The sequence below is a fragment of the Streptomyces sp. NEAU-W12 genome, from assembly GCF_026242095.1.
GTDB lineage: Bacteria > Actinomycetota > Actinomycetes > Streptomycetales > Streptomycetaceae > Streptomyces.
Genome location: NZ_JAPJDM010000041.1, coordinates 17,806 through 41,168, shown reverse-complemented (window position 1 = coordinate 41,168; position 23,363 = coordinate 17,806). Strand labels below are relative to the sequence as shown.

The window sequence follows — 23,363 nt, the reverse complement described above, 5'->3', positions numbered from 1 at the left end:
GGCCCCCCGTGCTCCCCCCTGTACCTTCAGGCGACCAGTTCGCCGAAGGCGTCCTCCTCGTCACGGCCGAGGCTCAGGACCTCGTCGTCGCGCAGCCGGCGGAGCGACCGCCAGATGCTCGACTTCACCGTGCCGACACTGATGCCGAGGATGTCCGCGATCTCCGGGTCCGTGCGGCCCTCGTAGTAGCGCAGGACCAGCATGGTGCGCTGGAGCTCGGGCAGCCGCGCCAGCGCCTGCCAGAGGACCGCGCGCAGCTCGGTGCCGCGCATCGCGTCCGTGTCGCCCACCGTCTCCGGCAGTTCCCCGGTCGGGTACTCGTTCAGCTTGCGGCGGCGCCACGCGCTGATGTGCAGGTTGGTCATGGTGCGGCGGAGGTATCCGCCGACCGCGGCCTTGTCACTGATCCGCTCCCACGCCCGGTAGGTCGAGAACAGGGCGCTCTGCAGCAGGTCCTCGGCCTCGAAGCGGTCGCCGGTCAGGTGGTAGGCGGTCGCGTACAGGGAGGCGCGTCGCTCCTGGACGTAGGCGGTGAACTCCGCCTCCGACAGTGAACGGCGCTCCCCCGTCCCCTCCCCGTACCCGCTTCCCCCGTGCGTTTCCCCCGTGCCCCCCGTGGGCGCGTCGATCACCGTCATGAAGCCGGTGTGACGCCCGGTGCCGCGACCGCACCCCCGTTTGGTCGCGGCACCGGCTTTCTCGCCACCCCGGTGCACGTCGTGCAGACGCGTGACAACCGCGCTGTAGCTGGTGCCGTGCAGCGTGCTCATCTCGCGCCCCCCGTCGTGGACTTCCGGTGTGTTCGCCTTGCCGTACCGCTGTCCTGCTGATGACGGAAAGCCTGCCCGGGTGACTTCATCGCCGTGTCCGCCGACTGTCACAGGCCTGTCACAGGGGGCGGCCGCGGCCCGGAGCCGTCGTCGCCCGCACCTCCTCCCCGGGCGTCGGCGCACGTGGCCGCCTTCATGCGATCCCCACGGGTATCTGCCCCCGCGGGTCGAACGGGGAGGCTCCATGGGCCAGAATGAGCCTGTGCCTTCCCTGTTGCTGATCGAGGACGACGACGCCATCCGCACGGCCCTGGAGCTCTCACTGACGCGCCAGGGTCATCGCGTGGCGACCGCTGCCAGCGGTGAGGACGGTCTGAAGCTGCTGCGTGAGCAGCGGCCGGATCTGATCGTGCTGGACGTGAACCTGCCCGGCATCGACGGATTCGAGGTCTGCCGGCGCATCCGGCGCACCGACCAGCTGCCGATCATCCTGCTGACCGCACGCAACGACGACATCGACGTCGTGGTCGGTCTGGAGTCCGGCGCCGACGACTACGTGGTCAAACCCGTGCAGGGCAGGGTGCTGGACGCCCGGATCCGGGCGGTGCTGCGCCGCGGTGAACGGGAGTCCACCGACTCGGCGAGCTTCGGCAGCCTGGTCATCGACCGCGCGGCGATGACCGTGACGAAGAACGGCGAGGACCTCCAGCTGACGCCGACCGAGCTGCGCCTGCTGCTCGAACTGAGCCGTCGTCCGGGCCAGGCACTGTCCCGGCAGCAGTTGCTGCGGCTGGTGTGGGAACACGACTACCTGGGCGACTCGCGCCTCGTGGACGCCTGCGTCCAGCGGCTGCGCGCCAAGATCGAGGACGTGCCGTCGTCCCCGACGCTGATCCGTACGGTGCGGGGCGTCGGCTACCGGCTGGACCCGCCTCAGTGACACACGAGCAACAAGGGCACCAGGAGCACCAGGAGCACCAGGAAGACCACAGCGGGCCCCGCGGCTGGTCCGCGGCGCGCAAGGGCATCTGGTCACGGCTGCGGTTCACCAGCCTGCGGCTGCGGCTCGTCGTCGTGTTCGGGCTGGTCGCGCTCACCGCCGCGGTGTCCGCGTCGGGCATCGCGTACTGGCTCAACCGCGAGGCGGTGCTCACCCGTGCCCAGGACGCGGTCCTGGGCGACTTCGAGCAGGGGATGCAGAACCGGGCGGGCGCGCTGCCCGAGCACCCGACGCAGGACGAACTGCAGCACGCGGCGGGCCAGATGGCCGACAGCAGCCAGCGGTTCTCGGTGCTGCTGATCGCCGAGGACCCCCAGGGCCGCACCGTGTACGGCAGTTCGGGCGGGCTGAGCGGCTTCTCGGTGCAGGACGTGCCGGTCCCGCTGCGCGAGGCGGTGAACGAGCGGCAGAAGATCACCTCGACCAACACGTACGCGTACCACCTGTACTGGCAGCGGATCGTCCAGGGCGACACCCCCTACCTGGTGGCGGGCACCCGGACGATCGGCGGCGGCCCGACCGGGTACATGCTCAAGTCGCTGGAGCCGGAGGCCAAGGACCTCAACTCGCTCGCCTGGTCGCTGGGGATCGCCACCGGACTCGCGCTGATCGGCTCCGCGCTGCTGGCGCAGGCCCTGGCGACGACCGTGCTGAAGCCGGTGCAGCGGCTCGGGGCGGCCGCCCGGCGGCTCGGCGAGGGCAGGCTGGACACCCGGCTGCGGGTGTCGGGCACGGACGAACTGGCCGATCTGTCAAGAACGTTCAACAAGGCCGCCGAGGCGCTGGAGAAACGGGTGGCCGACATGGCCGCCCGGGACGACGCGTCCCGCCGGTTCGTCGCGGACATGAGCCACGAGTTGCGCACCCCGCTGACCGCGATCACCGCGGTGACCGAGGTCCTCGAGGAAGAGCTGGAGTTCGAGGGAGGCGGCATCGACCCGATGATCGAGCCCGCCGTACGGCTCGTGATCAGTGAGACGCGGCGGCTGGGCGACCTGGTCGAGAACCTGATGGAGGTCACCCGCTTCGACGCGGGCACCGCCCGTCTCGTCCTCGACGACGTCGACATCGCCGACCAGATCACCGCCTGCATCGACGCCCGTGCCTGGCTGGACGCGGTCGAACTGGACGCGGAGCGCGGCATCCACGCCCGGATCGACCCGCGCCGGCTGGACGTGATCCTCGCCAACCTCATCGGCAACGCACTCAAGCACGGCGGCTCGCCGGTACGGGTGTCGGTGCGGGAGGAACGCGAGGACGGGAGCGGAAGCGGTGGCGACCGCTCGGGCGGCGCGGGGGCAGGCACGGCCGACGGCAGGGAGACGGCCGACGAGCCGGGTTCCACCACCGGCACCGAGGGCGTGGGCACGGTGGTCATCGAGGTGCGGGACCAGGGGCCGGGCATTCCCGAGGACGTCCTGCCGCACGTCTTCGACCGCTTCTACAAGGCCAGCGCGTCCCGGCCTCGTTCCGAGGGCAGCGGGCTCGGGCTGTCCATCGCGATGGAGAACGCCCATGCCCACGGCGGCGAGATCACCGCGGCCAACGCCCCGGGCGGCGGCGCGGTGTTCACGCTGCGGCTGCCGCGCGACGTCTCCGCACTGATGGGACGGGACGCCGAGGACGCGCGGGAGAGCACGGGCGGCGTCTCCGGGAAGGCCGCCGGCGGCAAGGGCGGCGCCCGGCGTGAGCGCGCCGAGGGGGAGGCGTGATGACCGTACGTCCGACGAAGGCGAGCCCGGTGCGCATACGCCGTTTCCCCGGGCTGCTCACCGTCACCGCGCTCGGCGTGCTGCTCGCCGGGTGCGGGATCCGGGCCACCGAGGTGCCGACCGACTTCGGTCCGGCGCCCTCCCGGGTGCGCTGTGCGCAGACCGAGGCGGTCGGGACCTCACCGCCCGCGCGGGGCCTGCCGGCGCAGGTCTTCCTGCTGTGCGGCTCGTCCCTGGTGGCCGTCGACCGGACGGTACGGGTACCAAAGGGCGCGGCGGACTCCGGGCAGCGTCGCGCCGAGGTGGCTCAGGGACTGCTGGACCAGCTCTCCGCGCCGCCGACGCCCGCCGAGAAGGAGACCGGGTACACCACGAACGTACGGGGCGGGATGACCGTGAGCGGTCCACGTTCCGGCGACCCCAAGGACACGCTGCGTCTGAGCATCCCGCCGGGGAGCCTGACGTCCTACGCGCTCGCGCAGATCGTCTGCACGTTCTCCGACTCGGCGGCGGCCGAGGGCGACGGCTCGGTGGTCCTGGGCGGCCAGGACGACGAACGGCCGCGCCGCTACCGGTGCACCGACGAGGTCCGGGCCCGTCCCGGCAGCACGGAGCCGCCGTCCACGGAGGTCGCCGACGGGTGACGCCGGACGCGGCCGGTGTGCCGCGCTGTGGCGCATGCCTCACCCGACTGACGGGGTCCCGCGCGGAACCGATCCTGCCGGGGGTCGCGTCTAGGGGTTCGTGCAGCGTCAAGGCCCCGTCGGCGGCACCGCCGCGTTCCGTATCCGTGTGGCAGGAGGCCTCCTCCTGGCCGGGTATCTCGTGTTCGTCGCCTGGTACACGCTGCGCCCTCTGCAGGTCCCCTGGGTGATGCCCGCCAATCTGCACCCCTTCGACGGCCTCCGCGCGGATTTCGCACTGGGCTGGGCGACGGGGGTCCGCCGGGTCGCCGAAGGGCTGGCGCTGTTCGCGCCGCTCGGTGTGCTGCTGCCGATGACGGGGGGCCGGCTGGCCGTCTCGCCGGTGGGTTCGCTGATCCGCACCATGACCGCTGCGGCACTGCTGTCGCTGGGCATCGAGATGCTGCAGACCGGGGTACCGGGACGGGTCGTGGACGTCGACGCGCTGATGCTGAACACCCTGGGCGCGGCCCTCGCTCATGCCGCCCTGGTGCCGGCGGGGCGTGCCTGGCTGCGCCGCCGGGCTTTGCGCCGGGCCGGGGCGAGGATCCGCGGGGAGGAGCCTGCTCAGGGTCGGACCCCGACGATTGCCAGGGTTGGGATCGCCCCGTGGACTGACGCTTTGCCCCCTTCGTCTCCGTAACGTGGGGTACACGGGAAGAGCAACCCGGCAGCACGACCACGAAGGAGTTCACGATGTCCCGCCTCGCCCGCCCCACCGACAACCGCGTGATCGGCGGCGTGTGTGCCGCGCTGGCCCGCCGCTTCGGCACCTCCCCGACCACGATGCGGGTCGTTTTCGTGGCCTCGTGCCTGCTCCCCGGCCCGCAGTTCCTGCTCTACATAGCACTGTGGATCCTGTTCCCGTCCGAGGACAGGGTTCGCACGAACGCCTGGTGAGGCCCGCGGCCCCCGCGCCGCCCTCCCCGCGAGCACACCGATGGGGCGCCCCGGGTCCGGGGCGCCCCATCGGTCACGGGCCCGCCGGGGGCAGGCCCTGTGCGGGATGCTCCCGTGGACGTCAGCCGACGGGGAAGCCGTTGACGGAGCCCTGCACCGGCAGGCCGCCGAGCAGACCGGCGACCGGCTGCGACGGAGCGTCGGCGAGCCGCTGCTCGACGACCGGCTGTGCGGCCGTCACGCCCGCGCCTGCCGCCTGCAGACCGGTCTCCGCCGCCTGCTCCGTGTCCGGCAGCGCGGAGAGGTTCTCGGCCGGGAGGGCCTGGGTGGCGGTGTCCAGCGCGGGGAGGGCGTCCGGGACGGCCGGGGCCGCGGTGGCGGCACCCGCACCGGCGGCGGCGAAGGCGGCACCGAGCGCGGCGACGCCGAGGGTCTTGGCAGCAGACTGCTTCATGAAGATGTGTCCTCGAAATGGGATACGGGGATGCGAGCGGTCCGGTGACCGTAATCAGACGGGGCCACCGGCCGCAAACAGCGGAATGCGGACGAAGGGTGGACGCCGCCCGTGTGCCCGCTGTCCGAAAGATCTCCCGATCACTCTTCCGAGGCGACAGAACGGCTGGTGGAGGCGGTCTGACGGAACAGCCATTCGGATTTCAGCTCGGCATAACCGGGCTTGATGACGTCATTGATCATGGCGAGTCGTTCGTCGAAAGGAATGAATGCCGATTTCATCGCATTGACGGAGAACCACTGCATGTCGTCGAGCGTGTAGCCGAACGCGTCGACCAGGTGCTCGAACTCCTGGCTCATGCTCGTGTGCGACATGAGCCTGTTGTCGGTGTTCACCGTGGCACGGAAATGCAGCCGGCGCAGCAGGCCGATGGGGTGCTCGGCGTACGAGGCCGCCGCCCCCGTCTGCAGGTTGGAGCTGGGACACAGCTCCAACGGGATGCGCTTGTCCCGGACGTAGGAGGCGAGCCGGCCGAGCTCGACCGTGCCGTCGTCGTGCACCTGGATGTCGTCGATGATGCGCACCCCGTGCCCGAGCCGGTCGGCACCGCACCACTGGAGGGCCTGCCAGATGGACGGGAGCCCGAAGGCCTCTCCGGCGTGGATCGTGAAGTGGTTGTTCTCTCGCTTGAGGTACTCGAAGGCGTCGAGGTGCCGGGTGGGAGGGTAACCGGCCTCGGCGCCCGCGATGTCGAAGCCGACGACACCCAGGTCCCGGTAGCGGTTGGCGAGTTCGGCGATCTCCAGGGAGCGGGCCGCGTGCCGCATGGCGGTGAGCAGTGCGCCGACCCGGATGCGCCGGCCGTCCTGCCGGGCCCGCCGCTCCCCTTGCCGGAAGCCCTCGTTGACCGCTTCGACGACCTCTTCGAGGGTCAGCCCGCCCTCGAGGTGCTGCTCGGGCGCGTAGCGCACCTCGGCGTAGACGACGCCGTCCGCGGCCAGGTCCTCGGCGCACTCGGCGGCGACCCGCACCAGGGCGTCCCGGGTCTGCAGGACGCCGACGGTGTGCGAGAACGTCTCCAGGTACCGCTCCAGGGAACCGGAGTCGGCGGCCTCCCGGAACCAGAGGCCGAGCTTGTCCGGCTCGGTCTCGGGGAGTCGGGTGTAGCCGCCCTCGCGGGCCAGGTCGACGACGGTACCGGGGCGCAGGCCGCCGTCGAGATGGTCGTGCAGCAGAACCTTGGGCGCCCGGCGGATCTGGTCCGCGGCCGGGGTGTTCGCGGTGCTCTGGCTCGTCATCTCGGCACTCTAACGCCTACGCGCGTAGATCGCCCGGCGTGCGCATACGCCGATACCCAACGGTGACCGCACGACAGGGTCCCGTACACCCTTGCTTCTGACACTGTTCTGTCATGGCACAGCAAGCGACGCCGGTTCGCGGGGCACGGCTGGGGAAGGCGCTCGGCCCGGAGCCGAAGGCGGTGAGCGGTGTGGTGCTGCTGCTGCCCGGCGGCGATCCGGTCTCCAGCCGCAGACCGTCCCCCCTGGCGGCGACCGCCTCCGTACGCGCCCTGGGACGCCGTCTCGGCCGCGCGGGCCGGGCCGAGCAACTCGCCGTCCACGTCGTCCACTACCGCTACCGGGGCTGGAACGGCAGCGAGGCGCATCTCGCGCGGGACGCCGTCTGGGCCTCTGGTGAGGCCGTGCGGCGCTACGGGGACGTTCCCGTGTGCCTGGCCGGCCTCGGCATGGGCGGCAGGGCGGCCCTGCGCGCGGGTGGCCACGAAGCCGTCGGCTCCGTGCTGGCGCTGGCCCCCTGGCTGCCCGAGGAGGATGTGGCCGCACCACCCGAACCGGTGAGGCAGCTGGCCGGACGGCAGGTGCTGATCGTGCACGGCACGCACGACACCCGGACCGACCCCGAGCTGTCCTTCCGGCTGGCGGCGCGGGCGAAGAAGGCGAACCGGGACGTGTGCCGCTTCGAAGTGCACGCCGACGGGCACGGGTTGCACCAGTACCGGGGCGAAGTGCTGGCGCTGTGCGAGGACTTCGTGATGGGGACGTTGTTCGGGCGGGCGCTGTCGCGTCCGGTGCGGGACGCGCTGGCGGCGCCTCCGCCGCTGGGACTGCGGATGCCGCTGGCCTCGGGGTTCGGTACGTCGTTACGGCGGTAGGCGGCCTCGGCCGCACGCACCGGGATGACGGGTGCCGGACGCCGGGTGGCGGGGCGGCGGTCAGTCCGGGAGCAGGTGGCCGCGCCGCGACAGCAGGAACTTCTTGAACGCCGACACCGGCAGGGTGTCCGGCCGCCCCGCCAGCCAGGCGACGCCGATCTCACGGGCCGCCCGCGGCGAGGTGACGGTCAGTTCCACCACACCGGGGCGGGGCACGGCCGGCGGGGGCAGCAGGGCGACGCCGAGCCCGGCCGCCACCAGGCCCCGCAGGGTCTCCGTCTCCTCGCCCTCGAAGGCGACCCGGGGCCGGAACCCGGCCTGGGCGCAGAGGTCGTCGGTGATGCGGCGCAGGCCGTAACCGGGTTCCAGGGTCACGAAGTTCTCGTCGGCGGCCTCGGAGAGGCGGATCCGGCGGCGGCCGGCGAGCCGGTGGTCGGCGGGGACGACCAGGCGCAGCTTCTGCTCGTCCAGGCGGCGGGCGACGAGGTCGGGGGCGTCCGGGACCGGTGAGGTCAGGCACAGGTCGAGCTCGCCCGCTCGGAGGCCTTCCAGCATGGCCTCGCCGTAGTTCTGGACGAGGCTGAAGCGGATGCGCGGATGGTCGGCGCGGAAGGCGTGCAGCAGGCCGGGCACGGTCTCGGCGCCCATGGTGTGCAGGAACCCGAAGGCGACCTTGCCGGTGGCCGGGTCCGCGTCGGCGCGCACCTCGTCGGCGGCCCGCCCGATCTCGGCGAGGGCCCGTTCCACGGAGGCGAGGAAGGCGCGGCCGGCGGGGGTGAGGGAGAGGGTCCGGCCGTGCCGGGCGAACAGGTCGACGCCCAGGTCCTGTTCGAGACGGACGACGGACCGGGAGAGCGTGGACTGCGGTACCTGCAGCTCCTGCGCGGCACGGGTGACGTGCTCCGTGCGGGCGACGCCGGCGAAGTGGACGAGGCGCGGCGCGAGCAGCGCGACGATGTCTTCTGTGTCACCGGACGGTGACAGCCGACCCGGTGACCTCTGCTGATGCCGCATGGGAACGATTATGACGATTCCGTGCATTGGACGGATGAGTGGGGCCGTCCATAGGTTCGACGCATGTCTCCCGCCAGTACCGGGGCGTCCGCCACCGTGGACGCCCGCACCTCCGTCACGTCCCGCGTCTCTCCCCCCGCCCCTCCCTCCTCCCCTCCTCCGAGCCCGCCGACCGCGCCGGTGGCTCCGGGCGCGCCGGTGGCTCCGGGCGCGCCGGGCGGTGCCGACGCGCGCCTGTCCCCGGGCGGCCCCGGTTTCCGCCGGATGAGCTTCGCCCTGTTCCTGGCGGGTGTGGCGACCTTCGCCCTGCTGTACTCCACGCAGGCCCTGCTGCCGCTGGTCTCCGGCGACCTCGGGGTGAGCGCGGGCGAGGCGAGCTGGACGGTGGCGGCGGCCACCGGCGGTCTCGCGGTGTTCGTGCTGCCGATGAGCGCGCTGTCGGAGCGCTACGGACGCCGTGCGGTCATGACGGCCTCGCTGGCCGTCGCGGTGACCGTCGGGCTGCTGGTCCCCTTCGCCCCGTCGCTGGGCTCCCTGGTGGCCCTGCGGGCGCTGCAGGGGGCGGCCCTGGCCGGGGTGCCCGCGTCGGCGACCGCGTATCTGGCGGAGGAGGTCCGGCCGAAGGCCCTGGTGACCGCGATCGGACTGTTCGTCGCGGGCAACAGCGTCGGAGGGATGAGCGGCCGGGTCATCACCGGCTGGGTGGCCCAGGAGTGGGGCTGGCGGGTCGCCGTCGGTGTGGTCGGGGTGCTCTCGGTGGCGTGCGCGGTGGCGTTCCGGCTGCTGCTGCCGGCGCCGAAGCACTTCCGTCCGGGCTCGCTGCGCCCGCGCGTCCTGCTCGGCACGGTCCGCGACCATCTCGCGAACCCGCTGCTGCGGCGCCTGTACGCCATCGGCGCCCTGTTCATGACCGTGTTCGGCGGGGTCTACACCGTGATCGGCTACCGGCTGGCCGAGGCACCCTTCTCCCTCCCCCAGGGCATCGTCGGCTCGATCTTCCTGGTGTACCTGGTCGGCACGGTGGCGGCGTCGGCGGCGGGCCGGCTGGTGGGCCGGCTCGGCCGCCGGGGCGCGCTGTACGCGGCGGGCGGCACCACGGCGGCGGGTCTGCTGCTGTCCCTGGCCGGCTCCCTGCCCCTGATCCTGCTGGGCCTGGTGCTGATCACCGGCGGTTTCTTCGCGGGCCACGCGGTCGCGTCCGCGGCGGTCGGGCGGACGGCTGCTCGGGGCCGCGCCCAGGCGTCGGCGCTGTACCAGTCCGCCTACTACGTCGGCTCCAGCGCGGGCAGCACGGTCGGTGCGCTCGCCTTCCACTCGGGCGGCTGGGCCGGGACGGCGGGGGTCGGCCTGGTGGCGGTGGCCGGCGTCGTGACCATCACGGTGCTGGGCAGCCGTGCGGCCCGGGCGGAGCGGCGCCGGCCCGCCCCGGCGCAGGGCGGGCCCGACGGGTTCGGAGCGGTTCCGCGGGCCGGTGGGCGGAAGTAGCGGTTCCCCACCGGACCCGCCCCCGCCCGCACGTTCGTCGACCCGGAGGGCCGTTGTCAGTGGGCTGCGGTAGCTTCCGAAGTGCTGGGTGCGAAGGCGCGCCACAGACAAGCCGCAGGGGTGGACGGACGATGACGAACGGCACGGCGACGACGACCGGTCTCGACGCCAGGCTCGAGGCGCACCGCGTCGAGCTGACCGGGTACTGCTACCGCATGCTCGGCTCCTCCTTCGACGCGGAGGACGCGGTGCAGGACACGATGATCCGTGCCTGGCGCAGCTTCGACAGGTTCGAAGGCCGTTCCAGTCTGCGTTCCTGGCTGTACCGCATCGCGACCAACGTCTGCCTGGACATGCTGACGGCGGGCAACAAGCGGGCCCGCCCGATGGACCTGACGGAGTCGACGCCGCTGGCCCGCGCGGCCCTCTCGCCCCGGCCGGACCACACCTGGCTGGAGCCGATGCCGGATTCCCGGGTGCTGCCCGAGACCGCCGACCCGGCGGAGGCGGCGGTCGCCAAGGAGTCCGTACGGCTCGCCTTCATGGCCGCCCTCCAGCAGCTGCCGCCCAAGCAGCGGGCGGTGCTGGTGCTGCGCGAGGTGCTGGCCTGGAGGGCGAGCGAGGTGGCCGAGCTGCTCGGCACCTCGGTCGCGTCCGTCAACAGCGCGCTGCAGCGGGCGCGGGCGACGCTCGCGGAGAGCCGGCAGCCGGGCGCCGAGGCGTCCGTCTCGGACCCGTTGGACGAGCAGCAGCAGAAGCTCCTGGAGCGCTATGTGGCGGCGTTCGAGGGGTACGACATGTCGGCGCTGACGGCGTTGCTGCACGAGGACGCCGTCATGACGATGCCGCCGTTCGACCTGTGGCTCACCGGCACCGGCGACATCACGGGCTTCATGACGACGCTGGGCGCCGCCTGTGCGGGCTCACGGCTGCTGCCGATCCAGGTGAACGGCCTGCCCGGGTTCGCCCAGTACAAGCCGGACCCGGAGGCCGGCGGGTTCACGCCGTGGGCGGTCCAGGTGCTGGAGATCTCAGACGGCCGGATCACCGGGTTCCACTGCTTCCTCGACACCCGGCGCTGGTTCCCGCTCTTCGGGCTGCCCCTCCACCTCGAAGCCGAGGCCGACGAGGTCGAGCAGGGAGCATAGGGCGAGGTCGGGGTCGCGCAGCCGTATCCGGCCGCCGGTCCGGCGGGCCAGGAGCTGGAGGCGCGCCAGCAGGTTCACGGCGGCGAGCCCCGGCGGCCCCAGCCCTCCCACGTCGCAGACGACCACCCCGTCGGCCCCGCCGCCGTCCAGGAGCGCCCGCAGCGCGTCGCTCGGCCCGCTCACCCCGTCCGGGGTGACGGGGCCGCGCAGGACGAGTACCGGGGGTGTCATCGCATCCACGAGCGGTAGACCGGGCACGGGCGCGTAACTCATCGCGGTGGCCCCTCGTGGGACACCGCGCCGCATCCCCTCTTCGTGATGCGGCGCAGTGGAGATCACATTGACCCGGGCGCGCCCCGCCCCCGAGGGTCACCTGTATGTGCCACAGATCTTCCCCGTCCGCGGTCCCCGGTACCCGCAGCGCCCGTCACCCCGGCGAGGAGCCGTCGTGCAGGGGGTGCTGAGCGGCTTCGCGGTGATCGCGGTCGTCATCGGCGCCGGCTACCTGATCGGCCGTCGGGGGTACCTCGGCCGGCAGGGCCACGAGGTGCTGACGAAGCTCGCGTTCCACGTGGCGTCCCCGGCGCTGCTGTTCACGATCCTCGCCGGGGCCGACCTGTCGCTGGTCTTCTCCGGCCGGCTCCTGGTCACCGCGCTGAGCACGGCCGCGGTGGCCGGCGTCTTCGTGGCGGTGGGTGCCGCACGCGGCTGGGGCGTGGGCCGCACCACCGTCGGCGCCCTGTGCTCCAGTTACGTCAACTCCGGCAACCTGGGCATCCCGATCGCCGTGTACGTCCTCGGTGACGCCTCGCTCGTGGCGCCGGTGCTGCTGTTCCAGCTCGTCGGGGTCACACCGGTCGCGCTGACGATCCTGGACCTGGCGACCGCCGGGGAGAAACAGCCCCTGTGGCGGCGGCTGCTCACCCCACTGCGGAATCCGGTCGCGCTGGGCTCGCTGGCGGGGGTGGTGGTGTCGGCGAGCGGCATCGGGATCCCCGGCCCGGTCATGGACCCGCTGACGTTGATCGGCAACATGGCCGTCCCGGCGGTCCTGCTCGCGTTCGGCATCTCGCTGCGCGGCAGCTCCCTGCCCCTGCGGGGCGGTGAACGCGGGACGGTGCTGCTCGCCGTGGCCCTGAAGTCGGTGGGCCAGCCGGCGGTCGCCTGGGTACTGGCGGTGACGGTCTTCGGCCTGCGCGGTGCCCAGCTGCTCGACGTGGTGGTGACGTCGGCGCTCCCGGCGGCGCAGAACATCTTCACCTACGCGAGCCGCTACCGCGTGGGCGAGACCCTGGCCCGCGAGGCGATCCTGGTGTCGACCCTGCTGTCGGTCCCGGTGCTCGTGGTGGTGGCGGCGCTGCTGGGGTGAGTCATGCGTCGGGGAACTCGCTGGTGTCGAGCGCGAGACCAAAGGGTTCCGGCAACTGGATCCGGTCACCGAACTTCCCCGCGTCCAGAACCCGATAGACGTTCCTGTGCGGCTCGCCGTACAGCGTGATCGCGGGCCCTCCGGGAGCCCAGCCGTCGATGAGCAGGTAGAGCGGGACACCGGCCTGGGCGTAGCCGGCAGCCTTCTCGATCCGGTCGTTGGCCGCGCTGGACTTGGAGGTGATCCCGACGACGAGTTCAGCGGCGGCCGCGGGGATGTGGTGGCCCGGCTCGGCCCGCAGAACCTGCCTGGGCGCGACCGCGAGGTCGGGGATGTAGAGGCCGACAGGCGACGGAACCGCTGTTCCCAGGGTCTGGTAGATGCCCCAGTCCTTGGGAATGACCTCGTACAGGCTGCGGTGAACGAGGTCGGCGATGTCGTTGTGGGCGTTGGACGGCGGCGGGGCCACGGTGACGATCCCTTCAACGATCTCCACCTTGCAGCCCTCGGGAGCGTCCGTCTCCTCCCGGATCCGGACGAGGCCCTCCCACTCGTGGCCGCTGGCCATGGAGCGGTCGACGGTGAGTGCGCTCATGGCGGTTCTCCCATCGGTGCGTCACCGATCCCAGCATGCCGAACGGGGCCGGTGGCGGTCCACCGGCCCCGCCCACCCGATCGGGGCGTGTCCGACAGCGGCCTGCGGCCCGGGCGCGGGTCAGGCGATGCGTTCCCGTACCACCGGCGTCGCCGTGAACGGCGTGCCCGGCGCCGCGATGTCGTAGGAGCCGGACACCGCGTCGAGGGCGTAGTCGAAGCGGTCCGGGGTGTCCGTGTGGAGGGTGAGCAGGGGCTGGCCCGCGGTGACGGTGTCGCCGGGCCTGGCGTGCAGTTCGACGCCCGCGCCCGCCTGCACCGGGTCCTCCTTGCGGGCGCGGCCCGCGCCGAGGCGCCAGGCGGCGACGCCGATGTCGTAGGCGTCCAGGCGGGTCAGGACGCCGGAGGCGGTCGCCGTCACCACGTGCTGTTCGCGCGCGGTCGGCAGGGGCGCGTCCGGGTCGCCGCCCTGGGCCGCGATCATGCGGCGCCAGACGTCCATCGCGGTGCCGTCGGCCAGGGCCTTCGCCGGGTCGGCGTCCTTGACGCCGGCGGCGTCGAGCATCTCGCGGGCCAGGGCGAGGGTCAGTTCCACGACGTCGGCGGGGCCGCCGCCCGCCAGGACCTCCACCGACTCGCGGACCTCGAGGGCGTTGCCGGCGGTCAGGCCGAGCGGGGTCGACATGTCGGTGAGCAGGGCGACCGTCTTCACGCCGTGGTCGGTGCCGAGGCCGACCATGGTGGACGCCAGTTCGCGGGCGTCCTCGATCGTCTTCATGAAGGCGCCGCTGCCGACCTTGACGTCCAGGACGAGCGAGCCGGTGCCCTCGGCGATCTTCTTCGACATGATCGAGGAGGCGATCAGCGGGATCGCCTCGACGGTGCCGGTCACGTCGCGCAGGGCGTAGAGCTTCTTGTCGGCGGGGGCGAGGCCGTCGCCGGCCGCGCAGATCACGGCGCCGACGCCGTCCAGGACGGACAGCATCTCCTCGTTGGACAGCAGCGCGCGCCAGCCGGGGATCGACTCCAGCTTGTCCAGGGTGCCTCCGGTGTGGCCGAGGCCCCTGCCGGACAGCTGCGGGACGGCCGCGCCGCAGGCGGCGACCAGCGGGGCGAGCGGCAGGGTGATCTTGTCGCCGACGCCGCCCGTGGAGTGCTTGTCGGCGGTGGGCCGGGACAGCGAGGAGAAGTCCATGCGCTCGCCGGAGGCGATCATCGCGGCGGTCCAGCGGGCGATCTCGCTCCGGTTCATGCCGTTGAGGAGGATCGCCATCGCGAGGGCCGACATCTGTTCGTCGGCGACCTCCCCGCGGGTGTACGCGTCGATCACCCAGTCGATCTGCTCGTCGCTGAGTTCGCCGCGGTCCCGCTTGGTGCGGATGACGGAGATGACGTCCATGGCCATGGCTGGCGTTCCTTCCGGAGTGCGAAGGCCGCGGCCCCTCGGGACGCGGCCCCTCCGGTCGGAGTGAGCCGCGGGAAGGGACCGCTGCCGAGGTGCGGTGGGGCTGGGGCCTGGGGCGGAGGTGGCGTCGTCGCCCGAAGGGCGGCCGCGCGGCGCCATGGGGAGCGTGCTCCCGGCGCGCCGCCCAAAAGCCCCCGTACCGGGCGTACTCGGGCTTCCGGGCGGTGCGGCGGGAGCGCGCACCGGGCGCCGCGCGGCAGGCGCCACTTCCACCACCGGCCCCCGGGGGGTGGCGAGGTTCTGCGGGTCCACCGGGCCCCGCGGAGCTACTTGGCGAGGTGCTCCGGGCCGAAGGCCTGGGGCAGCATCTCCGAGAGCGGCAGGACACCCGCCGGGGTGTCCAGGAGCAGTCCCGGGCCGCCGAACTCGTACAGCAGCTGCCGGCAGCGGCCGCACGGGACGAGGAGGGCGCCCGTGCCGTCCACGCAGGTGAAGTGCGTGAGGCGGCCGCCGCCGGTGCGCTGCAGTTCCGAGACCAGTCCGCACTCGGCGCACAGGCCGAGCCCGTAGCTGGCGTTCTCGACGTTGCAGCCGGAGACCGTGCGCCCGTCGTCGACCAGGGCGGCGACACCGACCGGGTAGCCCGAGTAGGGGGCGTACGCGTGGGACATGGCCTCCCGCGCCACCGCGCGCAGCGCCTCCCAGTCGGTGTCCGCCGCGGCGGCCGGGGCCGGGGTCATCCGCCCTGGCCCTTCCGGTACGGCAGTCCGTTCGCCCTGGGCATGCGCAGCCGCTGCGCGGACAGGGCCAGGACCACGAGGGTGATGACGTACGGCGTGGCGGCGACGACCTGGTTGGGGACCTCGTTGGTGCCGGCGTACCAGGCGTAGGCGAGGGCGCCGACGACCAGGGTGACGGCCGCGGCCACGTACTTCCTGCGGATCGCCAGCCAGATCGCGCCGATGACCAGCAGCAGCGCGCCGAGCAGCAGCAGGGCGTGCACGTTGGTGGAGCCGCCGCGCAGGTTGAGGCTGTCGGTGTAGCCGAAGAGTCCGGCGCCGATGGCCAGGCCGCCCGGCATCCAGTTGCCGAAGATCATCGCGGCGAGGCCGATGTAGCCGCGTCCGCTGACCTGGCCCTCCAGGTAGAAGGGGTTGGCGACGATGGAGAGGAAGGCGCCGCCGAGGCCGGCCAGACCGCCGGAGATGATCACGGCCAGGTACTTGTACTTGTAGACGTTGACGCCGAGGGACTCGGCGGCGACGGGGTTCTCGCCGCAGGAGCGCAGGCGCAGGCCGAAGGCGGTGCGCCAGAGGATCCACCAGGTGGCGGGGATGAGCGCGACGGCGATGAGGGTCAGCCAGGAGACGTTGGTGACCAGGCCGCCGAGCAGGCCGGCGATGTCGGAGACGAAGAACCAGCCCTTGGCGTTGAGGTCCCGCAGCGCGTCGGACAGCCCCGGCACGGTGAAGTGGCCGAGCGGTTCGATCGCCGGGGACTGCTTGGCCGAGCCGCCCTGGTGGCCTTCGAAGGCCAGCGGGGCGAGGTAGCGGGTGGCTCCGAGGGCGAGGATGTTGATGGCCACACCGGAGACGATGTGGTTGACGCGGAAGGTGACGGTGACGAAGGCGTGCAGCAGTCCGCCGAGGCAGCCGCCGATGATGCCGACGAGGACGCCGGTCCACGGGCCCCACTGGAACCCGGCCCAGGCGCCGAACCAGGTGCCGAGGATCAGCATGCCCTCGAGGCCGATGTTGACGACGCCCGCACGCTCGGCCCACAGGCCGCCGAGACCGGCGAGGCCGATGGGAACGGCGAGCTGGAGGGCGGTGGACATCTGGCTGACGTTGGTGATGCCGTCCGCGCCGGTGATGAGGCGGACGAGCGAGACCAGGGCCAGGGCGCCGGCGACGACCAGCAGCAGCACGGGCCACGACATGCGGCGGCCGGTGGGCGCCGCGTGCTGCAGCGAGGGCTGGTTGACGTCGGTCGCTGTGGTCGGAGCAGTCATCGGCCGGCCACCTCCTTCGTGGTGTTGTTGTCGGCGCCGAGGACGTGACCCGCGGCGAGTTCCGCGCCGACCTGGCGCTGCTGGCGGCGCAGGCCCCACTCACGGACGGCCTCGTAGGAGACGACGACCGAGAGGACGATCAGGCCCTGCATGATGACCGCGATCTCCTTGTCGTAGCCGTGGAAGTCGAGCTCGGGCGAGGCCTTGTCGAGCCAGGCCCACAGGAGGGCGGCGAAGACGATGCCGACGGGGCTGTTGCGGCCCAGGAGGGCGATGCCGATGCCGAGGAAGCCGATACCGGTGGGGAAGTTCAGGTTGTAGGTGTGGGAGTCGCCGAGCAGGATCGGCAGGCCCGCGAGACCGGCGAGGCCGCCGGAGATCAGCATGGCGCTGAGCACCATGCGCCTGGGGTCGACCCCGCTGGCCGCGGCGGCGGTCGTGGAGGCGCCGGAGGCGCGCAGGTCGAAGCCGAAGCGGGTGCGGTTGAGGACGACCGAGTAGCCGATGCCGAGCAGCGCGGCGAGGACGACCAGACCGTAGATCTCGCCGGCCTCGCCCATGTCGATGCCGGGGACCCAGCCGGACTCGTGCATCTCGCCGGTGGTGCTGTTGTTGCCGACCTTGACGCCGAAGACGTCCGGCTTCCACATGTAGACGATGAGCGACGTGGCGATCGCGTTGAGCATGATCGTCGCGACGACCTCGCTGACCCCGCGGGTGACCTTGAGGGCACCGGCGATGCCGGACCAGAAGGCGCCGGTGAAGACGGCGGTGAGGAGCAGCAGCGGGATCTGCAGCACGGCCGGCAGGTCCATGTGGGTGCCGACGACGGCGGCCATGAAGGCACCGAGCTGGTACTGGCCGTCGACCCCGATGTTGAAGAGGTTCATCCGGAAGCCGATGGCCACCGCGAGGGCGGCGATGTAGTACATCGACGCCTGGTTGACGATCAGGACCTGGATGTCGGAGAACGTCGCCTGCTCGAACATCAGGGCGAACGGCTCGACGGGGTTCTTGCCCGAGGCGAGCAGCACGACCGCGCTGAGCGCGAAGGCCACGGCGAGCGCGATGACCGGTCCGGCCACCGCGAGGAGCACGCGCTCCTTGTCGAACTTCTTCATCAGCGGGCCTCGTCTTCCGGAGACTCGGGGGCGCCGGCCGCGGTCTCGGGGTTCTCGTCGTGTTCGAGGTGTCCGGCGGCGGCACCGGTCATGGCGGTACCGAGCTCCTCCGGGGTGATGGTGGCGGGGTCGGCGTCCGCGACCAGCCTGCCGTCGTAGATCACCCGGAGGGTGTCGGACAGACCGATCAGCTCGTCCAGGTCGGCGGAGATCAGCAGGACGGCGAGGCCCTCGTGGCGCGCCTGACGGATGTGGTCCCAGATCGCGGCCTGCGCGCCGACGTCCACACCGCGGGTGGGGTGGGAGGCGATCAGGAAGCGGGGCCGGTGGCTCATCTCGCGGCCGACGATCAGCTTCTGCTGGTTGCCGCCGGACAGGGAGGCGGCGGTGACGTCGATGCCGGGGGTGCGCACGTCGTACTTCCGGACGATGCGGCGGGTGTCCGCCCGGGCCGCCTTCGGGTCCAGCCAGACGCCCTTGGCGTTGGGCTTCTCGGTGACGTGGCCGAGGATGCGGTTCTCCCAGAGGGGGGCCTCCAGGAGCAGGCCGTGGCGGTGGCGGTCCTCGGGGATGTACCCGATGCCCTCCTCGCGGCGCCTGCGGGTGGCCCAGCCGGTGATCTCCTCGTCGGCCAGCCGGATGGTGCCGGAGTCGGCGTGCCGCAGGCCGATGAGGGCGTCGACCAGTTCGGTCTGGCCGTTGCCCTCGACGCCGGCGATGCCGAGGACCTCGCCCGCGTGGATGGTGAGGCTGATGTCGTCGAGCAGGGCCTTGCCGCCGGGTGCCGCCAGGCGGAGCTTGTCGACGGTGAGCACCGCGCGGTCGGTGACCGTGGACTCGGCGGTCTCGGGCGTGGGCAGTTCGCTGCCGACCATCATCTCGGCGAGCCGGCGCGGGGTGGTCTCGGCGGGAACGGCGGTGCCCACGGTGGTGCCCCGGCGGATGACGGTGATGTCGTCGGCGACCGAGAGGACCTCGCCCAGCTTGTGGGAGATGAAGATGACCGACAGTCCCTCCGCCTTGAGCTCGCGCAGGTTGTCGAAGAGCGCGTCGACCTCCTGCGGGACGAGGACGGCGGTGGGCTCGTCGAGGATCAGCGTGGTCGCGCCCCGGTAGAGGACCTTGAGGATCTCCACGCGCTGGCGGGCGGCGACACCGAGTTCCTCGACCAGCAGGTCGGGGCGTACGCCGAGGCCGTAGCGCTCGGAGATCTCCTCGATCCTGCGGCGGGCCTTCGCGCCGATGCCGTACAGCTTCTCGCTGCCGAGCACCACGTTCTCGAGGACCGTGAGGTTGTCGGCGAGCATGAAGTGCTGGTGGACCATGCCGATACCGCGGGCGATGGCGTCGGCCGGCGAGGAGAAGGAGACCGTCTCGCCGTGGACCGCGATGGTGCCCTCGTCCGGCTTCTGCATACCGTAGAGGATCTTCATCAGCGTCGACTTGCCGGCCCCGTTCTCGCCGACGAGGGCGTGCACGGTGCCCTTGCGGACCGTGAGGTGGATGTCGTGGTTGGCCACGACACCCGGGAATCGCTTCGTGATCCCGGCGAGTTCGACGGCGGTCACCGATTCGTTGACCGCCGCTCCGGCCGGAGGGCTGCTGGACGCGTTGATGGCGCACTCCTGGGGACGGGGGTCGTCTACGCGCGTAGCGCCCCTACGGCATCGAACGGGGTCGCGCACCCCGTTCGACGGGGTCCGGGGAGCCTACTCCCCGGACCCCGTCGAGCGGTCACAACCCCACGGGTTACACGCTGTTCGGGTCCTGCGTGATCAGCTGGACTCGACCTCGATCTCACCGCTGATGATCTTCTTCTTGGCCGTCTCGATGACGTCCTGGAGTTCGTCGTTGTCCGCGAACACGGGGTTCGAGTTCGACAGGCCGACCTCGCCCGACGCCAGATCGCCCCTGAGGATACCGGTGCGCGGAGACTTGTCCTCGACCGACTGCGCCAGCTTGTAGACCGACTTGGCGACGTCCTTCATCGCCGAGGTGAGGATCGAGTCCTTGTACTTCGCCAGCGCCTCCTGCGTGTACTGGTCGGAGTCCACACCGATCGCCCAGACCTTGTTGGCGGCCGCGGCCTCGATGGCGCCCTGGCCGGACAGACCGGCCGCCGTGTAGACGACGTCGGCCTTCTTCTCGATCTGGCCCTCGGCGGCGGCCTTGCCCTTGTCGGGACTGGAGAAGCCGCCCTCCTCCGCCGTCTGCGTCAGGAACTGGGAGATGACCTTGACGTCCGGGTCGGTGTCCTTGACGCCCTGCTCGAAGCCGGCCCGGAACTTGTGGATCAGCGGGATGTCCACGCCGCCGATGAAGCCCACGACGTCGGTCTTGGTGGTCTCCGCGGCGGCGACACCGGCCAGGTAGGAGGCCTGCTCCTCGGAGAAGACCAGGTCGGCCACGTTGTCCATCTCGACCGTGGCGTCGTCGACGATGCCGAAGGTGGTGTCCGGGTACTTCTCGGCGGCGCCCTTCACGGCGGCGGCGTAGGCGTAGCCGACACCGATGACCGGGTTGTAACCCTGCTTCGCCAGCGAGGCCAGGCGCTGCTCCTTGTCCGCGTCGGTCTCACCGTCGGTGGGCTCGACGTCGGCGGTCTTGTAGCCGTACTCCTTCTCCGCCCGCTGCAGGCCCGCGTACGCCGCGTCGTTGAAGGACTGGTCGCCCCTGCCGCCGACGTCGTACGCGATGGCCAGACCCTTGTCCTCGGCGGACTCGGACGAGCTGGAGGAGGTAGAGGTGCCACCGCAGGCGGCGAGCGCGAGTGCCAGAGAGGCGGTCGCCGCGCCTGCGACCGTGATCCGGGAAATCCGGCGCATGTGTGGTGCTCCTTCGTACAAGCGCCGGAAGTTCGGGGGACGGCGCTGGCTTCGCCGCAGATTAACGCGCGTAGACAGTCCCGGAGAACCCTTCTGTCCACCTTGTTATGCGGCCGTGGCCTACCCGGGCCCTACCGCGAGCAGGCCGTCGCCGATCGCGAACGGATCGTGGCACTGGGTGACATTCGGGCGATGTACGGCGTGAGGTGACAAGCACCGTGACATCCGACACGTGCCCGGTGCCCGGCGCACGCCGGGCACCGGGGCGGGTCGCCGGGCCCGCTGCGGGCGGAGGGGTTCAGCGCAGCCGGCGCGCGCGCAGCACCAGGTCGTCGGTGTGGTGCGCGCCGGCGCCGCCGTCGGGTGCCACACGGGGCCGCTGCTCGTCCACCTCCACCTCCCAGCCCTCGCCGAGCAGGGCGGCGACCATCGAGGGCCAGACGTAGTCGGCCGGGTCGAAGTCGCTCTCGCCCTCCTGCCGGGTGTCCATCCCCGCGTGGTGGACGAGCAGCAGTACGCCGCCGGGGGCGACGGCCGCGAGCAGCGCTCGCTCGGCTGCGGCGCCGGGGGTGCGCAGCAGGGCGGGGTACTGGGCGGAGACCAGGTCGAAGGAGGCCGGCGGGAGGGCCGCCTCCGTCAGTGAGGCGTGAACCCAGCGAACGGCGAGGCCGGCGTCCCGCGCGTGCCCGGCCGCCCGTTCCAGCGCCACGCCCGAGACCTCGAGCGCGGTCACGTCCCAGCCGCGGCGCGCGAGCCAGAGGGCGTCCGCGCCCTCCCCGCAGCCGACGTCGAGCACCCGCCCGGGGGTGAGCCCGGCGGCCTCGGCCACCAGCGCGCCGTTGGGCCGGCCGCTCCACAGCTGCTGCCGGTCGGCGTACCGGCTGTCCCACTCCGCCCTGACCGCGGGGTCTCCGGCGTATCCGTCGGCGGGGAAGGACGTGTCGAACGCGGGCGGGCCTGCTGCGATGTCGTCGTTCATCGGCCCACCGTCGCCCGACGCGTCCCCCACACGCCACTCCTGTTGCCGGTCCGGCAAAACGGCGATCAGTTCGGTGGAGACGGAGAACGGGGAGCAGGGGGCCACGGCGATCCGGGTCATGGCGTCGCGGGAGGTGTCGTGGTGCTCCCGGACGGTCTCCTCGGTCGCGGCGAGGGCGTCGTCGAGCGTCTCGACGGTGACCCGGGGGGAACGGACCACGGGCGGGCACCCGCTCGGATGCCCGCCCGTGGTCGTCGCCGCGGCGGCGCGGTACCGCGCCGCCCCCCTGCCGCGCTACTCCGTCTTGACGGTGATGGAGCCGTCGACGATGCCTTCCTCGGCCTCGGCCACGGCCTCCGTCAGACCCTCGATCTCGGCCATCTTCGGGTTGCTGTCGGAGAGGCCGACCCCGTCCACCTTCAGGTCGAAGACCTGAGTGCCGGTCAGCGGCTCGCCGTCCTGGACGGACTTGGCCAGCGTGTACACCGAACCGCCGACGTCCTTGAGGGCGGAGGTGAGGATGAAGTCCTTGTAGGCGGCGAGGGCTTCCTGCTGGTACTGGTCGGAGTCGACGCCGATCGCCCAGACCTTCGCCTTGGCGGCGGCCTCGATCACGCCCTGGCCGGAGAGACCGGCCGCCTGGTAGACGACGTCGGCCTTCTTCTCGATCTGGCCCTCGGCGGCGGCCTTGCCCTTGTCGGGGCTGGAGAAGCCCCCCTCCTCCGCCGTCTGCGTCAGGTACTGGGAGACGACCTTGACCTTCGGGTCGGTCGCCTGCACGCCCTGCTTGAAGCCGGCCTCGAACTTGTGGATCAGCGGGATGTCGACACCGCCCACGAAGCCGACCGTGTTCGTCTCGGTCGCCTTGGCGGCGGCGACACCGGCGAGGTAGGACGCCTGCTCCTCGGCGAAGACGAGGGAGGCGACGTTCTCGCCCTCGACCACGGAGTCGACGATGCCGAAGGTGGTGTCCGGGTACTTCTCGGCCACGGCCGTCATCGCCGGGCCGTAGGCGAAGCCGACACCGATCACGGGGTTGTAGCCCTGCTTGGCGAGCGACGAGAGGCGCTGTTCCTTGTCCGCGTCGGTCTCCCCCTCGGTGGGCTCGATGTCGGCGGTCTTGTAGTCGAACTCCTTCTGCGCCTTCTGCAGACCCGCGTACGCGGCGTCGTTGAAGGACTGGTCGCCCTTGCCGCCGATGTCGTAGGCGATGGCGAGACCGAGGTCGTCCTTCGCGGAGCTCTCTGAGCTGTCACCGCTCTCGCTGCTGGTACCGCCGCAGGCCGTGGCGGCGAGTGCGAGCGACGCGACCCCCACCGCCGCGCGAGTCAGTCTGGATATCCGACGCATCTGACGCTCCCCATTCTCCAAAGCCCCGCAGCGGGCGCTCGGTCCGGCGCACATTAACGCGCGTAGACACTCCTGGGAACGGGGTACTGCCGTGCCGTTATCCATTCGTGCCGATGGCCGGTTACACCCTGGTGAAGCAGAGGGCCGTAGGGGATCGAAGGGGGCGGAAACGGTCGACCGGAGCGGCGTGCGGCGGGACGCCACGCGCACCACGCTCCCCCTCCCCCGCCCGTGACGCAAGTGGAACGGCGGGGCGGGGACAGAGGGGGGCGAAGGGGCGGGAGAGGTCCGGCAGTGGGGGGGGGGGGGGGGGGGCCCGGCCCCCCCCCCCCCCCCGGGGGGGCCCCCGGGGGGCCGCCCGGCGGGGGGG

General features: G+C 72.1%; 23 protein-coding genes. 9 read left to right on the top strand and 14 right to left on the bottom strand.

Features of this window, described 5'->3' with window-relative positions; translation table 11 throughout:
* Window positions 1–26: 26 nt before the first annotated feature.
* Window positions 27–770 carry a SigE family RNA polymerase sigma factor gene (locus ORI94_RS33335; protein WP_266082549.1) on the bottom strand — a complete coding sequence of 248 codons (744 nt, stop codon included), beginning with the start codon at window positions 768–770 and terminating at the stop codon, window positions 27–29.
* Window positions 771–1,032: 262 nt separating this feature from the next.
* On the opposite strand from ORI94_RS33335, the gene afsQ1 reads away from it, so the two are divergent.
* The 5 genes from afsQ1 (at window position 1,033) to ORI94_RS33310 (ending at window position 5,065) form a co-directional block, all read left to right on the top strand.
* The gene (afsQ1, locus tag ORI94_RS33330; protein WP_042165460.1) at window positions 1,033–1,710 is read left to right on the top strand and encodes a two-component system response regulator AfsQ1; all 678 of its coding nucleotides are present in this window, start codon (window positions 1,033–1,035) and stop codon (window positions 1,708–1,710) included.
* Complete coding sequence (locus ORI94_RS33325) at window positions 1,707–3,482, top strand: sensor histidine kinase (protein WP_266082548.1); 1,776 nt, start codon at window positions 1,707–1,709, stop codon at window positions 3,480–3,482. Before afsQ1 ends, ORI94_RS33325 begins: the two co-directional genes overlap by 4 nt.
* Window positions 3,482–4,126, top strand: coding sequence for a hypothetical protein (locus ORI94_RS33320; RefSeq protein WP_266082547.1), 645 nt, complete (start codon window positions 3,482–3,484; stop codon window positions 4,124–4,126). Before ORI94_RS33325 ends, ORI94_RS33320 begins: the two co-directional genes overlap by 1 nt.
* Before the next feature lie 100 nt (window positions 4,127–4,226).
* Window positions 4,227–4,808, top strand: a complete 582-nt coding sequence (locus ORI94_RS33315; RefSeq protein WP_266082546.1) for a VanZ family protein — start codon at window positions 4,227–4,229, stop codon at window positions 4,806–4,808.
* A gap of 53 nt (window positions 4,809–4,861) precedes the next feature.
* Complete coding sequence (locus tag ORI94_RS33310) at window positions 4,862–5,065, top strand: PspC domain-containing protein (protein ID WP_266082545.1); 204 nt, start codon at window positions 4,862–4,864, stop codon at window positions 5,063–5,065.
* Window positions 5,066–5,186: 121 nt separating this feature from the next.
* Here ORI94_RS33310 and ORI94_RS33305 read toward each other — a convergent pair whose 3' ends face one another.
* A complete protein-coding gene (locus ORI94_RS33305) occupies window positions 5,187–5,519 on the bottom strand; it encodes an ATP-binding protein (RefSeq protein ID WP_266082544.1) in 333 nt (110 codons plus the stop codon).
* A 140-nt stretch (window positions 5,520–5,659) separates the two neighbouring features.
* Window positions 5,660–6,817, bottom strand: a complete 1,158-nt coding sequence (locus ORI94_RS33300) for an adenosine deaminase (protein WP_266082543.1) — start codon at window positions 6,815–6,817, stop codon at window positions 5,660–5,662.
* 113 nt (window positions 6,818–6,930) lie between these two features.
* Between ORI94_RS33300 and ORI94_RS33295 the strand changes: the two genes are divergently transcribed.
* A complete protein-coding gene (locus ORI94_RS33295; RefSeq protein ID WP_266082542.1) occupies window positions 6,931–7,692 on the top strand; it encodes an alpha/beta hydrolase in 762 nt (253 codons plus the stop codon).
* A gap of 60 nt (window positions 7,693–7,752) precedes the next feature.
* Here ORI94_RS33295 and ORI94_RS33290 read toward each other — a convergent pair whose 3' ends face one another.
* Window positions 7,753–8,706: a LysR family transcriptional regulator gene (locus tag ORI94_RS33290; RefSeq protein ID WP_266082541.1), complete on the bottom strand. Its 954-nt coding sequence runs from the start codon at window positions 8,704–8,706 to the stop codon at window positions 7,753–7,755.
* Window positions 8,707–8,769: 63 nt separating this feature from the next.
* Here ORI94_RS33290 and ORI94_RS33285 point away from each other — a divergent pair, with 63 nt between their 5' ends.
* Both ORI94_RS33285 and ORI94_RS33280 read left to right on the top strand, forming a co-directional pair.
* Window positions 8,770–10,191: an MFS transporter gene (locus ORI94_RS33285; protein ID WP_416237943.1), complete on the top strand. Its 1,422-nt coding sequence runs from the start codon at window positions 8,770–8,772 to the stop codon at window positions 10,189–10,191.
* Window positions 10,192–10,322: 131 nt separating this feature from the next.
* Window positions 10,323–11,339, top strand: coding sequence for a sigma-70 family RNA polymerase sigma factor (locus ORI94_RS33280; RefSeq protein ID WP_266082540.1), 1,017 nt, complete (start codon window positions 10,323–10,325; stop codon window positions 11,337–11,339).
* Here ORI94_RS33280 and ORI94_RS33275 read toward each other — a convergent pair.
* Window positions 11,223–11,612 (bottom strand): STAS domain-containing protein, encoded by a 390-nt coding sequence (locus ORI94_RS33275; RefSeq protein WP_266082539.1) that lies wholly within the window; start codon window positions 11,610–11,612, stop codon window positions 11,223–11,225. The two genes, ORI94_RS33280 and ORI94_RS33275, sit on opposite strands and share 117 nt — an antisense overlap.
* A gap of 175 nt (window positions 11,613–11,787) precedes the next feature.
* Here ORI94_RS33275 and ORI94_RS33270 point away from each other — a divergent pair, with 175 nt between their 5' ends.
* Window positions 11,788–12,708 carry an AEC family transporter gene (locus ORI94_RS33270; protein ID WP_266082537.1) on the top strand — a complete coding sequence of 307 codons (921 nt, stop codon included), beginning with the start codon at window positions 11,788–11,790 and terminating at the stop codon, window positions 12,706–12,708.
* Window position 12,709: 1 nt separating this feature from the next.
* On the opposite strand, the gene ORI94_RS33265 is transcribed toward ORI94_RS33270, so the two are convergent.
* The 9 genes from ORI94_RS33265 to ORI94_RS33225 all read right to left on the bottom strand — a co-directional run bounded on the left by ORI94_RS33265 (window position 12,710) and on the right by ORI94_RS33225 (window position 22,993).
* Window positions 12,710–13,303, bottom strand: a complete 594-nt coding sequence (locus tag ORI94_RS33265) for a Uma2 family endonuclease (protein ID WP_266082535.1) — start codon at window positions 13,301–13,303, stop codon at window positions 12,710–12,712.
* 120 nt (window positions 13,304–13,423) lie between these two features.
* Window positions 13,424–14,701 (bottom strand): thymidine phosphorylase, encoded by a 1,278-nt coding sequence (locus ORI94_RS33260; RefSeq protein ID WP_266082554.1) that lies wholly within the window; start codon window positions 14,699–14,701, stop codon window positions 13,424–13,426.
* 332 nt (window positions 14,702–15,033) lie between these two features.
* Window positions 15,034–15,447 carry a cytidine deaminase gene (locus tag ORI94_RS33255; RefSeq protein WP_266082533.1) on the bottom strand — a complete coding sequence of 138 codons (414 nt, stop codon included), beginning with the start codon at window positions 15,445–15,447 and terminating at the stop codon, window positions 15,034–15,036.
* The gene (locus ORI94_RS33250) at window positions 15,444–16,718 is read right to left on the bottom strand and encodes an ABC transporter permease (protein ID WP_266082531.1); all 1,275 of its coding nucleotides are present in this window, start codon (window positions 16,716–16,718) and stop codon (window positions 15,444–15,446) included. Before ORI94_RS33250 ends, ORI94_RS33255 begins: the two co-directional genes overlap by 4 nt.
* Window positions 16,715–17,839, bottom strand: a complete 1,125-nt coding sequence (locus ORI94_RS33245; protein ID WP_266082529.1) for an ABC transporter permease — start codon at window positions 17,837–17,839, stop codon at window positions 16,715–16,717. The genes ORI94_RS33250 and ORI94_RS33245 overlap by 4 nt, the downstream gene beginning before the upstream one ends.
* Window positions 17,839–19,407, bottom strand: coding sequence for an ABC transporter ATP-binding protein (locus ORI94_RS33240; protein WP_266082527.1), 1,569 nt, complete (start codon window positions 19,405–19,407; stop codon window positions 17,839–17,841). The genes ORI94_RS33245 and ORI94_RS33240 overlap by 1 nt, the downstream gene beginning before the upstream one ends.
* Before the next feature lie 207 nt (window positions 19,408–19,614).
* Entirely contained in the window at window positions 19,615–20,664 is a 1,050-nt protein-coding gene (locus ORI94_RS33235) for a BMP family lipoprotein (RefSeq protein ID WP_266082525.1), read from the bottom strand.
* Window positions 20,665–20,962: 298 nt separating this feature from the next.
* On the bottom strand, window positions 20,963–21,643 hold the full coding sequence (locus ORI94_RS33230; RefSeq protein ID WP_266082553.1) for a class I SAM-dependent methyltransferase: 681 nt from the start codon (window positions 21,641–21,643) through the stop codon (window positions 20,963–20,965).
* Between the two features lie 294 nt (window positions 21,644–21,937).
* On the bottom strand, window positions 21,938–22,993 hold the full coding sequence (locus ORI94_RS33225) for a BMP family lipoprotein (protein WP_266082523.1): 1,056 nt from the start codon (window positions 22,991–22,993) through the stop codon (window positions 21,938–21,940).
* Between the last annotated feature and the right edge of the window lie 370 nt (window positions 22,994–23,363).

Excerpts from the sequence above, each read along its gene's own strand:
- ORI94_RS33255 (WP_266082533.1), bottom strand. The coding sequence starts at position 15,447 with ATGACCCCGGCCCCGGCCGCCGCGGCGGACACCGACTGGGAGGCGCTG.
- ORI94_RS33280 (WP_266082540.1), top strand. The coding sequence starts at position 10,323 with ATGACGAACGGCACGGCGACGACGACCGGTCTCGACGCCAGGCTCGAG.
- ORI94_RS33225 (WP_266082523.1), bottom strand. The coding sequence starts at position 22,993 with ATGCGTCGGATATCCAGACTGACTCGCGCGGCGGTGGGGGTCGCGTCG.
- ORI94_RS33275 (WP_266082539.1), bottom strand. The coding sequence starts at position 11,612 with ATGAGTTACGCGCCCGTGCCCGGTCTACCGCTCGTGGATGCGATGACA.
- ORI94_RS33260 (WP_266082554.1), bottom strand. The coding sequence starts at position 14,701 with ATGGACGTCATCTCCGTCATCCGCACCAAGCGGGACCGCGGCGAACTC.
- ORI94_RS33245 (WP_266082529.1), bottom strand. The coding sequence starts at position 17,839 with ATGAAGAAGTTCGACAAGGAGCGCGTGCTCCTCGCGGTGGCCGGACCG.
- ORI94_RS33305 (WP_266082544.1), bottom strand. The coding sequence starts at position 5,519 with ATGAAGCAGTCTGCTGCCAAGACCCTCGGCGTCGCCGCGCTCGGTGCC.
- ORI94_RS33320 (WP_266082547.1), top strand. The coding sequence starts at position 3,482 with ATGACCGTACGTCCGACGAAGGCGAGCCCGGTGCGCATACGCCGTTTC.
- ORI94_RS33295 (WP_266082542.1), top strand. The coding sequence starts at position 6,931 with ATGGCACAGCAAGCGACGCCGGTTCGCGGGGCACGGCTGGGGAAGGCG.
- ORI94_RS33235 (WP_266082525.1), bottom strand. The coding sequence starts at position 20,664 with ATGCGCCGGATTTCCCGGATCACGGTCGCAGGCGCGGCGACCGCCTCT.
- ORI94_RS33335 (WP_266082549.1), bottom strand. The coding sequence starts at position 770 with ATGAGCACGCTGCACGGCACCAGCTACAGCGCGGTTGTCACGCGTCTG.
- ORI94_RS33250 (WP_266082531.1), bottom strand. The coding sequence starts at position 16,718 with ATGACTGCTCCGACCACAGCGACCGACGTCAACCAGCCCTCGCTGCAG.
- ORI94_RS33230 (WP_266082553.1), bottom strand. The coding sequence starts at position 21,643 with ATGAACGACGACATCGCAGCAGGCCCGCCCGCGTTCGACACGTCCTTC.
- ORI94_RS33265 (WP_266082535.1), bottom strand. The coding sequence starts at position 13,303 with ATGAGCGCACTCACCGTCGACCGCTCCATGGCCAGCGGCCACGAGTGG.
- ORI94_RS33310 (WP_266082545.1), top strand. The coding sequence starts at position 4,862 with ATGTCCCGCCTCGCCCGCCCCACCGACAACCGCGTGATCGGCGGCGTG.
- ORI94_RS33285 (WP_416237943.1), top strand. The coding sequence starts at position 8,770 with ATGTCTCCCGCCAGTACCGGGGCGTCCGCCACCGTGGACGCCCGCACC.
- ORI94_RS33300 (WP_266082543.1), bottom strand. The coding sequence starts at position 6,817 with ATGACGAGCCAGAGCACCGCGAACACCCCGGCCGCGGACCAGATCCGC.
- ORI94_RS33290 (WP_266082541.1), bottom strand. The coding sequence starts at position 8,706 with ATGCGGCATCAGCAGAGGTCACCGGGTCGGCTGTCACCGTCCGGTGAC.